Source organism: Paenibacillus sp. Soil766, from assembly GCF_001428105.1.
Taxonomy (GTDB): Bacteria; Bacillota; Bacilli; order Paenibacillales; family NBRC-103111; genus Paenibacillus_E.
Genome location: NZ_LMSJ01000024.1, coordinates 1 through 13,623, shown reverse-complemented (window position 1 = coordinate 13,623; position 13,623 = coordinate 1). Strand labels below are relative to the sequence as shown.

Sequence of the window (13,623 nt, the reverse complement as noted above, 5' to 3'; positions counted from 1 at the left end):
CGTTCATGGTTTTTTGTGTATGTTTGAGCTCGCGTCGGCACCCACGTAGGCAAAAATGCACATCGCTATCTAGCAAATTGGCGATTGAACGACCGATGGATAGACGAATACCAGTTAACGGTTAGCCAAACGAGTTCCGAACGAAAGCTAATTTATTATCAATAAGTGGAGCTTCAACCAACCGCTACTTAAGTACCAACCAATCGAACTCTCAGCAAACGCTATTCGATCCCCAACCAATCGAGCACGAACCAACCACAACTCGACCACCAACCAATCGAACTCTCAGCAAACGCTATTCGATTCCCAACCAATCGTGCACGAACCAACCGCAACTCAACCACCAACTAATCGAGCACCATGCCAGCACTCTCCCGCACCGTTTAACTGGAAAACCTACATCTAATTTATCTATTTTCAAGCTAATTTTATGTTTAGCTGGAAATTGTACAGTTAATTTCGAGCATTCCTCATCATTTTCGACTTACATCCGAGATTAGCTGTACTTTTTACAGTTAATTCATCTAAAACAGTAAATCGAACGAATTTACCTGTATGTTTTCCAGTTAAATCATCTAAGAGGCATATAACCCGCCTGATGGTTTATATATTTCGTTCACAATTTAGACACATTATTTTAATCTATTTTTCAGATTTGCTTAAGGTTGGTTTATTGTTCCACCCGTATAGTGATGATGATTAATAATGAACGCATAGAATGGGGGATCTTGGATGCTAGAGGTCAAACAAGTCAGCAAGCTGTACGGAAATGATCGCGGCGTGCATAACATCGACTTCTCGATGCAACGCGGTGAAATCGTCGGCTTCTTAGGGCCGAATGGTGCTGGCAAAACAACGACGATGCGCATGATTACAGGTTACCTGAATCCAACGCATGGTCAAATATGGGTCGACGGCCACTCGATGGCCGACAATCCGAAAAAGGCACGCCGCAAGATCGGCTACTTGCCGGAAACACCACCCCTGTACCCCGAGATGACGGTACAGTCTTACCTGCGCTTCATCGCCAACCTGCGCGATGTGCCTGCGCGCGAGCAAAAACTGCGTGTCGGCGAAGCCATCGACAAGCTCGGACTGCAAGGTCGCGAGAAGCAAATCATTCGCTCCCTCTCCAAGGGCTACAAGCAGCGCCTCGGACTCGCGCAGGCGATCCTGCACCAACCGGATCTGCTCATCCTGGACGAGCCCACGTCTGGCCTCGATCCGAAGCAGATCATCGAGATCCGCCAGCTCATTCATGAGCTGGGCGAGAACCACACCGTGCTGCTGAGCACGCACATTTTGCCTGAAATTAACGCGATTTGTAATCGCGTTCTCATTATTAACCAAGGGCGCGTCGTCCTCGATGAGCGCCCAGAGCATCTCGGCCGCACGATGGGCGAGACCTTCGAGGTGTCGCTCGAGGTCAAAGGACCTCGCGAGCGAATCTTGACTGAGCTGCGCAGCCTGCCGTCCATCGGCGAAGTGAAAGAAGTCGATGCACCGGAAGCGGGCGCAGCGCTGCTAGCCGCACCAACGACGGCTGCACTTGTATCTTCCGAAGTAGACGGAGTAGCCTCACCAACCTCCGCCGACGCACCAGCTGAGTCCGTGAAGCTCCTCGTCACTTCCGCAGATCGCACAGAGGACATCCGTGAAGCGGTATTCTTCCGTCTCGCGAGCGCAGGCTTGCCGATTCTGGCGATGAAGCGGGAAAGCCTCAGCCTAGAGGATATCTTCCTCAAACTGACGACGGACGAGCCGGCCGACACGAGCAGCATATCCCAAGAGGAGGGTGACACGGATGCGTAGAATCTGGGCGATTTGCTCCAAAGAGCTGCAAATGTATTTCTTCTCGCCAGTTGCGTATGTGGCGTTTGCCTTTTATGTGCTGTTGTCGAGCTTTTTCTTTTACATTAATTTCGTAGCTGGCCAGCCGCCGATTGTGGATGCACGCTCCATTGTGGGCAACACCACTTTCATCTACCTGTTCATTATCCCGCTATTAACCATGCGTTTGGTAGCGGACGAGTTCCGCCAAGGCACGGATGAATTGCTGCTAACCTCACCTGCTGGCATTAGTGAAATCGTGTTGGGCAAATATTTGTCTGCACTGATCGTGCAAGTTGGGCTAGTGGCAATCTCCTTAGTATATCCACTTATCATGTCATCCTTTGGTACACTGGATATGCCTGTCACGTGGTTGTCGTACCTCAGCATGTTCCTGCTGGGCTGTGCGATGATGGCGATTGGATTGTTCGCTTCTAGTTTGTCGAATAATCAAATGGTTGCGGGGATCACCGGTTTTGTCATTCTGCTTTTGCTCTGGTTATTAGATTGGGTGAGCAGCAGTATGACGGGTAAATTGAAGGATTACGTAGGTCAATTCTCATTGACCGGTCACTTGGGCAACCTCCAAAAAGGCGTTTTCCATGGCGGAGATATCCTCTTTTACATCACATTAACAGCCGTGTTCCTGGTTCTTTGTATACAAGTCCTTGAAAGAAAGCGTTGGAGGTGAGCGGAATGAATAAGTGGATACGGGGAACTAATGCGACTGTCCTATCAATCGCGGTTATCGGCATTTTCATTATTCTGACAATCTTCCTACACTCGCTTAAGGGCTTTCAGGTCGATTTGACGAAAAATAAAAATTTCACGCTCTCAGAGCAAACAACCGCAGCGCTCAAAAATCTCAATCAAGATATTCACGTGATCTCCTTCACGAATAGTGGGGATGGCAACGATTTTGTGACGCGTCAAGTCACGGATATGGTGGCTGAGTATAAGAAGCAGAGCAATAAAATCACGTACGATGAGTACGATATGCTGAAGCAGCCTTCGATGGCGAAGCAGTATGGGGTGGACCAAGGCGGAACGATTATTTTCGAAATGGGCACCAAAAAGCAAAACATTAACTTCTATGAACTGTTCATGGGTCAACAAGATGGCTCTTACACGTTCTCAGGTGAAGAGAAGTTTACACAAGCCATTCAAAGCCTGACGTCCACAGAGAAACATACGGTTTATCTACTCTCAGGTCATCAGGAGTACCCGGCATCTGCTATGAGTATTTTTAAAAGCAGCCTGGCTGCTGCCAACTATGACGTGAAAGATCTGAATCTTTACGTGGAGGGCAAAATCCCGGATGATGCACAAATGCTCATGCTCCTTGGACCAACAAACGATCTGAATGACAAAGAAGCAGAGCTTATTCAGACCTATTTGAAGGGTAAAGGTAAAATTTATATTGCGTTGGGCTTCAATAAGGATATGACGACGAAATGGAAAAACATCGATGCCATCATGAAGACCTATGGTGTTCAAGATCAACATGCGATTGCAATTGAAACGAAGCAAACGTCCTTGTATGACCCATTAACGATCATTCCTGAGTACGGTTCACATGATATTACGAACAAATTATCCAGTAATAATTTGATCACTATGCTGTCACTGGCAGTTAGCTTGAATGCTGATGAAAGTGCGCCAGATTACACGCAATCCTTGCTGTTAACAACAACGGATAAAGCTTACGGTGAAACAGACATCAACCTGTTGGCACAGAACAAAACGAAGCAGGATGCAACCGATGTTAAGGGTCCGCTTAACTTGGGTTACGCCATCTCAGACAAAGATAACAAGCCGAAAGCTGTTATTCTAGGTGGTTCTACATTCGTGTTGGATGAAGATATTCAGAATCAGGGTAACAAGGATTTTGCTTTGAACAGCATTGGCTGGCTGCAAGAACAGAAAGATCAAATTACGATCCGTCCACGTCAAGGGGATGCCTTCCAACAGGCAATGATTACACCTAGCCAAGCGAATACGATTTTCCTCATTACAATCGTGTTCTTACCGCTCTTGTTCCTCGTAATTGGCGGCCTGATCTGGTGGAGGAGGAGAAGAGGATGAAACGGTTTATTCCAACCATTCTGTTAGTCGTCATTTGCATTGGCGGTTTCTGGTACGCCTCAAGCAAGGACTTCTTCCAAGAGAAGAAAGATGAACCTAAGTCCCTGCTAATCCTGAAGCAAGAAGATGTGAAGGCTGTCTCGGTGAAAACGGAGGATGGGCAGATTGAGATAAGTCGCACGACGAACGGTTGGGATATGCAAAAGCCAGCGGCTGCACCGATCAATTCGAATCAAGTGGACTCTTGGTTAGATATGTTAGGTCTGGTGACCTCGACCAAGCTCGTGGAGGATCAAGCAACGAATCTAGCCGAATATGGCTTAGATAAACCGGTAGGCACGTATGAAGTCACCTTGAAGGACGGTTCTAAACAGGGCTTACTTGTAGGGACTGTACTGCCGATTGAAGGCTTCTCTTACGTTCAGGTGCAGGGCTCATCTGCCGTGTATCAAGTCAGCGACCAATCGTTGACATCGCTGAACAAAACGCCGGTCGACTTTGCCGACACAAGCCCAATTCATCAAGAGAACGATAAGGTGCAAAGTGTCAAGTTGACTTGGAAGGGCCAGTCCTGGACGCTTACAAAGACAGATAAAGATAAAGTCGCTGCAGATGCAAGCTGGAAGCTTGGAGATAAAGAGATGAAGGGCACGGAGGCAAGTCCGCTCCTCGATCAATTAATCTTCCTGCATACTGGTGAACTACCGCAAGCGGCAGCTCAGATGCCTACAACAGGTGGAGAGCTTAAAATGGAGATAGGCATGACAGTAGACGGGAAAGATGTTACCGATGTCTACGAAGGTAAATTGAGCGGAGCACAAGTATGGTTAGCCAAGCAGGGTGGGCAGTGGGCCTACTCGCTGGCTCCTGAGGATATTCAAAAGCTAGCAGATGCGTATGCGGGTAAAACGGCGCAGCCTGCTTCCTAAACAAAAACTGCTTCCTACAGTGATTCTGCTGTGGCGAAGCAGTTTTTTTGTTAAAACGACATAAAACGGCATTTTTTGGGAAAAATAAAAAAGAGGAAAGGAGGTCACATGCACATGTACAACACACAAGAGAACCAAGCCATTTCTGGTAAAGAACTTTCGTATCTATCGGATACATTCAAGAATGAAGAATTGTTAGCGAAGCTTTGTGTACAAGGCGCGGTGAACAGCCAAAGTCAGTCCTTGAAGCAAACCTTGTCTCATCTATCTCAAGAACGTTTGCAAAATATGAGTATCCTGATCAATGCCCTGCAACAACAATCCGGCATGACCCATTAATTCGAACCTACAAGGAGGTGCAAGACGCATGTATCAGTCAAATTCGCAACAACAGCAAGTCGATTTAGAAGATCTGGACTTTGCCAACTTCGTCCTGTCTGAATTAAAACGTAGTGCTCGTGAATATACAACAGCAGCATTAGAGGCGGCTAATCCTGGCATTCGGCAGACATTCGAAACGCTATTGCAAAAAACATTGGACGATCAAGCGCTTGTTTTTCAAGAAATTCAGAGTCTTGGCGGTTATCAAATTGCGCAGGCTGAGCAACAGATGATTGAGCAAGAGCTTCAGAAGCAGAGTCAGACAGCGATACAAGTACAATCCATCGTTCAGCAGCATGTTAGCAGAGCGGTGTCAGCAAGCTTTAACCAGCAAGAGCGGAGTTCCGAATCAGCTGCACAGTCTCAGCAACAGCATCAGCCTTACGTACAATCTCAGTCGCAATCACAATCACAACAGCATCAATCGTACCAAACACAGTCTCATCAGTCCGAACAACAGTACCAACAAAGACAAGCGTACAATCAGCAACAAGGACAACCAAGTCAAGGGCAGAACCAAGTTGCAGCACTGCACCAAGCGCCCACAACAGCACCTGCGCCTTCGTTTCAGCCAGTGAATTATGCTAACCAGTACCCGAATGCGGTGTACAACAATCAACAAGGTCGAGGCCAAGGATATACACCTAGTCAGTCTCAGCAACAGTCCTCTTCTTATAACCAAACTCCAACAAGGAGTTACCAAGATCAAAGTCATGATCAATCGAGCTATGGCCGTGGATCCCAGGGATATGCAGCTTCTTCCAACCATGCGAATGAGAACACAGGTATAACGGGGACAGGCAGAGGCGCGCAAGCCCGTATTGTTTCCCGCACACAGCAAGGCATGCCATCGTCAGGTTCCGAAGGGAACTCCTACATGAATAGGTCGCAAGAAGGTACTAAATATAACTTCTAAACAAGTGAAATCACCTGTTTAGATCGTTTCCAGACATTCAGACATCCTGTCCGCCTTTGGCAGGGTGTCTTTTTGTTTTCTTCTCCAATTTGTCCCACTATTTTTCTAATTCAGGAATGAGTACGGCTTGGCATACATATATAAGGAACATAGGATGTCCAAACTTAGTGAAAAGGGAGCTTAAGCTGATGAAAAAAACGTGGGTATATGGTGCGGCTACTTTAGTGGTACTTGGAGCAATAACAACAGCGTGCGGTTCCAAAGATGAGGTCATCCCTTCCGTAGCAACAGGGGCGAAGGATGCGGGCACTGCGACAACAATCCAAGTGAAGACGGAGACAGGAACAGGAACGAAAGCTACAACAACGAGTGCAAAGCCTGCAATTGATGCCAGCTACAAGGTAGATGGGAAGAATGTCACGATCACGTACCAAACGTCCAATTTCAAATTATCTGAAGAAGACATGAATAAAGCCAATGTACTGGGTGTGGGGCATCTCCACCTGTATGTGGATGGCAAGCAGAAGGCGATGATCGGTAAGACAGGCCCCTTAACGCTCACGAATTTAACAACAGGTGCACATGAAATTAAACTTGAGCTTCAGCAAAATGATCACAAAGAAATCAATGTGGAGAAAATTCTCAACATCGTCGTGAAATAACGAACATTTGTACGTATTTCGGCGCAAATGTAGCAGCAGTGAAGATCGGACACGTACAGTTGCATATTCCTCTAAAAGACGGGCGATTAGCCCGTCTTTTGTCATTTGACACACCAGAAAGCGTAGCATAGACTGTTGTTAGTATGGCAGGACTGCCGCCTAATCGGAGGGAAGCAATTGATCGTCGATATACGCAAGTGGAAACATGTATTTAAGCTCGACCCAGACCGGGACATCTCAGACGAGGCGTTAGATCGGCTCTGCTTATCTGGTACAGATGCGATTCTCGTAGGCGGCTCCTCTGGAGTGACCTTCGATAACACGGTGGATCTTCTATCGCGAATCCGTCAGTATGAGGTTCCTGTTGTCTTAGAGATTTCGAATCAGGAATCGATCGTGCCGGGCTTTGACCTCTTTCTAATCCCCGTAGTGCTGAATGCAGATGATCCCAAATGGATCGTCGGGCAGCATCATGAGGCGCTGAAGGAATATGGCGCATTACTGAATTGGGATGAGATTGTAGCCGAAGGCTACATTATATTGAATAAAGAAGCGACGGCAGCCCAGCTGACCTCAGCGCGTACCAACTTGGATGTGAAGGACGTAGCAGCTTATGCGCGTATGGCGGACAAGCTATTTCACATGTCGATTGTGTATGTGGAGTACAGCGGCACCTTTGGTGATATGGAGCTCGTCCGTCGGACGCGGCAGGTACTGGAGAATGCTCGGTTATTGTATGGCGGCGGGATCGACTCCCTTGAGAAAGCGCAACTAGCAGCCGAAGCAGCAGATACCATTGTGGTCGGCAACATTATATATAGTGACTTGGAGCAGGCGCTTCAGACCGTGAATGTGAACTTTGATAGAAATGGAAGGTAACCCTAACGTGAATGAAACTGTCAATATTTTAGAAGCGATCAAAAAGTTAAACCCCCAGCAGCGCAAAGCTGTAGAAGCCGTAGACGGCCCTCTCTTAATTATGGCTGGAGCGGGAAGCGGTAAGACGCGCGTGCTTACGCATCGAATTGCTTACCTCATTGGTACGCGCAAAGCGGCACCGTGGAACATTCTAGCGCTAACCTTTACGAACAAAGCAGCACGTGAGATGCAAGATCGTGTAGGTAAGCTGGTGGGTGGCAGTGGAAGTGATATTTGGGTATCTACGTTTCACTCCATGTGTGTGCGCATGCTGCGCAAAGACATCAATCGGATCGGATTCTCTTCGAACTTTACGATCCTAGATTCAGGCGACCAACTGTCGGTTATCAAAACCTGCTGCAAAGAGCTCAACATTGATACGAAGAAATATGAGCCCAAAACCTTTCAAGCGGCGATCTCGACAGCTAAAAATGAACTTATTTCTCCTAAACAATTCGAAGAAAAAATCGGGGACTACTTCGACGGGCTCACCTCGAAAATTTATACACTCTATCAGAAGAAGCTAAGAGCTAATAACTCTTTGGATTTTGACGATCTAATTATGGCGACGATTCATTTGTTTAAGGAAGTTCCGGAAGTACTGGAATTTTATCAAAACAAATTTCAATATATTCATGTCGATGAGTATCAGGATACGAACAGAGCGCAGTATATGCTGTGTCAGATGATCGCGTCCAAGCATAAACGCATTTGTGTCGTAGGGGATAGTGACCAGTCTATCTACCGTTGGCGCGGAGCAGATATTAGCAATATCCTCAATTTCGAAGAGGATTACCCGGATGCAACGGCGATTCTCTTAGAGCAGAACTATCGCTCGACCTCGAATATTTTGCAGGCAGCGAATAAGGTGATTGGGAATAATTCAGGACGTAAGCCGAAAAATCTGTGGACAGATAAAGAAGGCGGCGTTCCGATTAAGCTGTATCAAGCGGATTCCGAGTATGATGAAGGTTATTTCGTTACGAATGAAATTAATAAGAATAAGTCGAACGGGAAGAACTTCGGTCATCACGCGATCTTGTATCGTACGAATGCTCAGTCACGGGTTATCGAGGAAATTCTGATTAAATCCGATATCGCCTACACGATCGTCGGCGGGGTCAAGTTCTATGATCGTAAAGAGATTAAGGATATTTTGGCTTACTTGCGGCTCATCTCCAATCCGAACGATGATATTTCACTCAACCGTATTGTTAACGTGCCGAAGCGGGGCGTTGGGGGTACCACGTTGGACAAAGTGGCGGATATGGCCGGACGCAGAGGGATCTCCTTGTTTGTGATGCTGGAGGAAGTGGACTCCCTCGAAATCAATACGAAGGCGAAGCATGCCCTTGCCGACTTCCGCGAAATGGTGGATAACCTGAATCGCATGGTGGACTACTTGTCCGTAACCGAGCTGACTGAGAAGATCCTAGAAATGTCCCAGTACCGCTTAGAAATGCAGCGCGAGAACACGATTGAATCCAAGGCTCGTCTCGAAAATATTGAAGAGTTCCTGTCCGTAACCATGGACTTCGAGAAGCGAAATGAGGATAAATCCCTTATTTCCTTCCTAACTGACCTAGCCCTTATCGCAGATATCGATACACTAGATAAAGATAAGCCCGAAGAAGAGCAGGACGCTGTCGTCCTCATGACGATGCACAGCGCCAAAGGACTGGAGTTCCCGGTTGTCTTCATCATCGGGATGGAAGAAGGCGTCTTCCCGCACAGCCGTGCGTTCGCCGACAACGAAGAGCTTGAAGAAGAGCGCCGTCTGGCCTATGTAGGCATCACGCGCGCTGAGCAAGAGCTGTTCCTCACGTGTGCACGCATGCGCACACTCTTCGGCCGCACCGCCGCGAATGCGCCGTCGCGATTCCTGCAGGAGATTCCGAAGGAACTCCTGGAAACCGTCGCCGCTGGCGGCGCAAGCGGCGGTTTCTCCCGAGGTGGCCGTTCCGTCGGAGGCACCTCGTGGGGCAGCGGCGGCAGCGCCACCGCTGCATCGTCGAGCCGCGGTGGCGCTGCCACCGGCTCGTCTGCCTGGGGCACGCCGTCCTCCTTCGGGGGGCGGCCAGGAACAGGAACGCCGTCCTCCTTTGGCGGACGGCCAAGCCCGAGTGCGGCTGCGCCAAGCCCTGCAGCAGCGTCAAGACCGGCTGCGTTCCGGGCCCCGCAGCCTGCCGCAGGCGGCACGACGGACTACAAAGCCGGCGACCGTGTGACGCATGGCAAGTGGGGCATCGGTACCGTAGTGGCCGTGAAGGGCGCGGGAGACGATACCGAGCTGCAAATTGCTTTCCCGGCGCCGAACGGCTTGAAGCGCCTGCTCGCGAAATTCGCTCCGATCACGAAGGTGTAGGAGCGCTCTGCTCTTGTCAGCTTTGCTTTGCCCTATAACAACTCCCAATGAGAGAGGAAGAGTCCGCCATGACCGATAAACTCGCGGCAATGAAAACCCTCATCCAAGAAATTAACAAGCATAACCACAATTACTATACGCTGGATCAGCCCACGATTTCTGACGCGGAGTGGGATGCGCTTTATGATAGATTGTCCAAGCTGGAGCAGGAGACAGGGGTCACCCTGCCTGCTTCCCCTACCCATAGAGTAGGCGGCGATATCCTCAAAGGCTTCGAACCGCACCGTCATTTAGCACGACTCTGGAGCTTGGATAAGGCTCAAAATGCTGATGATTTAGCAGCGTGGCATACACGAGTACTCAAGCTGATTGCTGATTACAATAGCAAGAATCCGGACACGCCTCTGCCAGATCCTACTTACGTGGTAGAGCTCAAGTTCGATGGACTTACACTAAACCTTACTTATGAGAATGGTCAGTTAGTCCAAGCCTCTACACGCGGAAACGGAACCGTTGGCGAGGGTATTTTGGCCCAAGTCAAAACAATCAAGTCGATCCCCATGGAGATTCCTTATGATCAAGGGACGATTGAAGTGCAAGGCGAGGGTGTCATGTTCTTGTCTGTCCTTGAAGCTTACAATCAGACGGCCGCAGAACCGCTCAAAAACGCGCGAAATGCCGCAGCAGGTGCCCTGCGTAATCAGAACCCTAAGCTAACCGCAGAGCGCAAACTGAACGCTTTCTTCTATAATGTGGGCTATAGCAGTGATCTCCAATTTGAAAATCACGACGATATGGTTCAATTTCTACGCGACAATCTGTTCAAAGTGAGTAATCGCACGCGATATTTCTCCACGATCGAAGAAGTCAGTGGTGAGCTTGAACGTATCGCGGAAGAGCGCTCCAGCTTCGACTTCCTCATTGATGGAAGCGTCGTGAAGCTGACGGATATGCGCACAAGGGAAGTATTCGGCTATACGGAGAAATTCCCGCGTTGGGCGATCGCTTACAAGTTTGAAGCTGAAGAAGCGACGACGACCCTGCAAAGTGTTTCTTGGGAAGTCGGCCGCACAGGCAAAATCACACCATTAGCCCGCGTAGAAGCCGTTGATCTCGCAGGCGTAACAGTGCAAAACTGTACGCTCAACAACATCGGGGACATTGAGCGTAAGAACCTCAAGCACGCCCTCGGCAGCCTCGTCTACATTCGCCGTTCGAATGACGTCATTCCAGAGATTCTCGGCAAGGTCACCGAGGAGAATGACGGCGAAGAAATCGTAGCACCGACGCATTGCCCGTCTTGCGGCAGTGAGCTCGAGATGCGCGGTGCGCACCTCTTCTGTCTCAACCGTCTCGGCTGCTCTCCGCAGCTCGTGGGCCGGATGGCGCATTTTGCTTCGCGCGATGCGATGGACATTGAATTTTTCAGCGAGATGACCGCTTCACAGCTGCACCAAGAGCTGGATGTCCGCGATCCTGCGGATCTGTACACCTTGCAATTCGACGATCTCGTTAAGCTCGATCGCTTCGGCGAGAAGAAGGCGCGCAACTTGCTTGGCGCCCTTGATAAGAGCAAGTCCCGCGATCTCGCGTCTTTCCTGTATGCACTTGGCATCCCGAACTCGGGCAAAACCACCACGAAAGTACTGGCCGATCACTATCGCAGTCTTTCTCGCATCATGGAAGCGACGACAGAGGAGCTCATTACACTTCCTGACGTGGGTGGTATCGTAGCGGAGAGCATTCATTCGTTCTTCCGCGACCCTGTGATGGTATCCAGCATTGAGCGGATGCTAGCCGCAGGCGTGAACCCCGTTGCAGAGGAAGCCCCGGTCATCGTGGCTAGTGAAGATAACCCGTTCTTCGGCAAAACCATCGTCCTTACAGGAACGCTTTCCTCGATGGGACGGGACGAATGTGCGAAGAAGCTCGAAGCTATGGGAGCGAAAATCACCGGTAGCGTCTCCAAAAAAACAGACATCGTGATCGCTGGCGAAAGTGCAGGAAGTAAGCTAACGAAAGCGCAAGAGCTTGGTATCCGAATTATTGAAGACGAGCAGGAGCTTTTGCAAATGCTGGGTGAAGCTTAATTTTTAGATAAGAGAGGTGACAGTGCCATGCCAAAAACAACCCTGCATATCGTCAACGGAGACTCTTTTGGAGATAAGCTGCGAGCATCTGGTATCGATGGTGAGATTTTGGTGTGGCGCGAGTCGCTTTATGAGGGGCCTATTGGCATGCAGATGTCAGATAGCGTCCTTTTATCTGTGAGGGCCTCCTATATGAATAACCGATATGGAATTCCTGAGGATACCTTCAAGTCACAGACCCTACAGCAGGAAAAGAAGCTAGATACTCTCTCGAGCGGCGTGGACGAGGTTGTCCTGTGGTTTGAACATGACCTATATGATCAATTAATGCTTTGTTATCTGCTTTCAAGAATCGCTGATTTACCCCGTCATTCCTTCCGCTTGTCCTTGATATGCGTGGATGCTTTCCCTGGCGTAGACCCTTTCTATGGCTTAGGGCAGTTAGCCGTGGATCAAATCCTGCATCTGCATGGCACTTGGTTACCTGTAAGTGAAGATCAGCTCGCCCTTGCCTGCAAGGTCTGGACAGCCTATTCGGCTTCCGAGCCTTTGTCTATGGCGGCTTTATTAGAAGAAGACCTATCGGCCCTCCCTTTTCTTAAAAAGGCCTTAGCGGCCCATACAGCTCGATTTCCTTCTCTGCAAAATGGCTTGTCCGCCATTCATCAGCTGACGCTTGAGCTGTTAGTGGATGAAGAGGTATCTCCTCCATCTTTATTTCAAAACCTTGCAGAGCAAGCGAGCCACTATGGCTTAGGTGATTTGCAATTCTTCGGCATCCTGGAGGGGCTTTGGCATTGCGAATATCCGCTAATCCAAGTGCTAGGTGGTGATAAGCTGCCGAGGTACAATGAAGCATGGCCGCCACAATTTGATGAATACAGAGTAAAGATAACAGAATTGGGTAAACTTATTCTTACGTGCAAGCAGGATCATATCTTCCTGAATGGAATCGATGAGTGGATCGGTGGCGTTCATTTACTTGGTACGAAGGATGTATGGCGGCGAAACGCAGTAACAACAGGGTTTTCTATGCTGTAAGATAATGGATTTAAAATGACGCTTGCATTTCATTTTGAAACCTGATAGTATATGTTCTTGTCACCGCAAGAGCGATGCATTAACGCTTTAAACGGTAACGCAATAAAGCTCTTTGAAAACTGAACAAATGAATGAAGCAAATCAGCAAATTCAGTCACGCAAGTGACTACAATTGAGATTGCAAAATCTCGCTAGCATCAAAATGAGCAAGTCATCTTTCTATTATGGAGAGTTTGATCCTGGCTCAGGACGAACGCTGGCGGCGTGCCTAATACATGCAAGTCGAGCGGGTTTATCCTTCGGGGTAAGCTAGCGGCGGACGGGTGAGTAACACGTAGGTAACCTGCCTTTAAGACTGGGATAACTATCGGAAACGATAGCTAAGACCGGATAACTGGTTTTCTCG

Annotated in this window: 11 protein-coding genes and 1 rRNA gene; all 12 read left to right on the top strand. The window is 48.7% G+C overall.

Annotated features, from left to right (window positions below):
- Positions 1-732: 732 nt before the first annotated feature.
- A complete protein-coding gene (locus ASG89_RS19500) occupies positions 733-1,812 on the top strand; it encodes an ABC transporter ATP-binding protein (protein ID WP_057312704.1) in 1,080 nt (359 codons plus the stop codon).
- Positions 1,805-2,521, top strand: coding sequence for an ABC transporter permease (locus ASG89_RS19495; RefSeq protein ID WP_057312702.1), 717 nt, complete (start codon positions 1,805-1,807; stop codon positions 2,519-2,521). The genes ASG89_RS19500 and ASG89_RS19495 overlap by 8 nt, the downstream gene beginning before the upstream one ends.
- Before the next feature lie 5 nt (positions 2,522-2,526).
- The gene (locus tag ASG89_RS19490) at positions 2,527-3,915 is read left to right on the top strand and encodes a GldG family protein (RefSeq protein WP_057312700.1); all 1,389 of its coding nucleotides are present in this window, start codon (positions 2,527-2,529) and stop codon (positions 3,913-3,915) included.
- Complete coding sequence (locus ASG89_RS19485) at positions 3,912-4,844, top strand: DUF4340 domain-containing protein (RefSeq protein WP_057312697.1); 933 nt, start codon at positions 3,912-3,914, stop codon at positions 4,842-4,844. The genes ASG89_RS19490 and ASG89_RS19485 overlap by 4 nt, the downstream gene beginning before the upstream one ends.
- Positions 4,845-4,958: 114 nt before the next feature.
- On the top strand, positions 4,959-5,183 hold the full coding sequence (locus ASG89_RS19480) for a hypothetical protein (protein WP_057312695.1): 225 nt from the start codon (positions 4,959-4,961) through the stop codon (positions 5,181-5,183).
- 28 nt (positions 5,184-5,211) lie between these two features.
- Positions 5,212-6,141, top strand: a complete 930-nt coding sequence (locus ASG89_RS19475; RefSeq protein WP_057312692.1) for a spore coat protein — start codon at positions 5,212-5,214, stop codon at positions 6,139-6,141.
- Positions 6,142-6,329: 188 nt separating this feature from the next.
- Entirely contained in the window at positions 6,330-6,803 is a 474-nt protein-coding gene (locus ASG89_RS19470; RefSeq protein ID WP_157276724.1) for a DUF6130 family protein, read from the top strand.
- 177 nt (positions 6,804-6,980) lie between these two features.
- A complete protein-coding gene (locus ASG89_RS19465) occupies positions 6,981-7,682 on the top strand; it encodes a heptaprenylglyceryl phosphate synthase (RefSeq protein ID WP_057312689.1) in 702 nt (233 codons plus the stop codon).
- Positions 7,683-7,689: 7 nt separating this feature from the next.
- Positions 7,690-10,086 (top strand): DNA helicase PcrA, encoded by a 2,397-nt coding sequence (gene pcrA / locus ASG89_RS19460; protein WP_235549833.1) that lies wholly within the window; start codon positions 7,690-7,692, stop codon positions 10,084-10,086.
- 68 nt (positions 10,087-10,154) lie between these two features.
- A complete protein-coding gene (gene ligA / locus ASG89_RS19455) occupies positions 10,155-12,176 on the top strand; it encodes an NAD-dependent DNA ligase LigA (protein ID WP_057312685.1) in 2,022 nt (673 codons plus the stop codon).
- A gap of 27 nt (positions 12,177-12,203) precedes the next feature.
- Positions 12,204-13,217 (top strand): DUF1835 domain-containing protein, encoded by a 1,014-nt coding sequence (locus ASG89_RS19450; protein WP_057312683.1) that lies wholly within the window; start codon positions 12,204-12,206, stop codon positions 13,215-13,217.
- A gap of 221 nt (positions 13,218-13,438) precedes the next feature.
- Positions 13,439-13,623 (top strand): 16S ribosomal RNA (locus tag ASG89_RS19445); the annotation flags it as partial.

Bases quoted from the DNA above. Each gene is read 5' to 3' on its own strand.
- ASG89_RS19480 (WP_057312695.1), top strand. From the start codon at position 4,959: ATGTACAACACACAAGAGAACCAAGCCATTTCTGGTAAAGAACTTTCG.
- ligA (WP_057312685.1), top strand. From the start codon at position 10,155: ATGACCGATAAACTCGCGGCAATGAAAACCCTCATCCAAGAAATTAAC.
- ASG89_RS19490 (WP_057312700.1), top strand. From the start codon at position 2,527: ATGAATAAGTGGATACGGGGAACTAATGCGACTGTCCTATCAATCGCG.
- ASG89_RS19495 (WP_057312702.1), top strand. From the start codon at position 1,805: ATGCGTAGAATCTGGGCGATTTGCTCCAAAGAGCTGCAAATGTATTTC.
- ASG89_RS19450 (WP_057312683.1), top strand. From the start codon at position 12,204: ATGCCAAAAACAACCCTGCATATCGTCAACGGAGACTCTTTTGGAGAT.
- ASG89_RS19470 (WP_157276724.1), top strand. From the start codon at position 6,330: ATGAAAAAAACGTGGGTATATGGTGCGGCTACTTTAGTGGTACTTGGA.
- ASG89_RS19485 (WP_057312697.1), top strand. From the start codon at position 3,912: ATGAAACGGTTTATTCCAACCATTCTGTTAGTCGTCATTTGCATTGGC.
- ASG89_RS19475 (WP_057312692.1), top strand. From the start codon at position 5,212: ATGTATCAGTCAAATTCGCAACAACAGCAAGTCGATTTAGAAGATCTG.
- ASG89_RS19500 (WP_057312704.1), top strand. From the start codon at position 733: ATGCTAGAGGTCAAACAAGTCAGCAAGCTGTACGGAAATGATCGCGGC.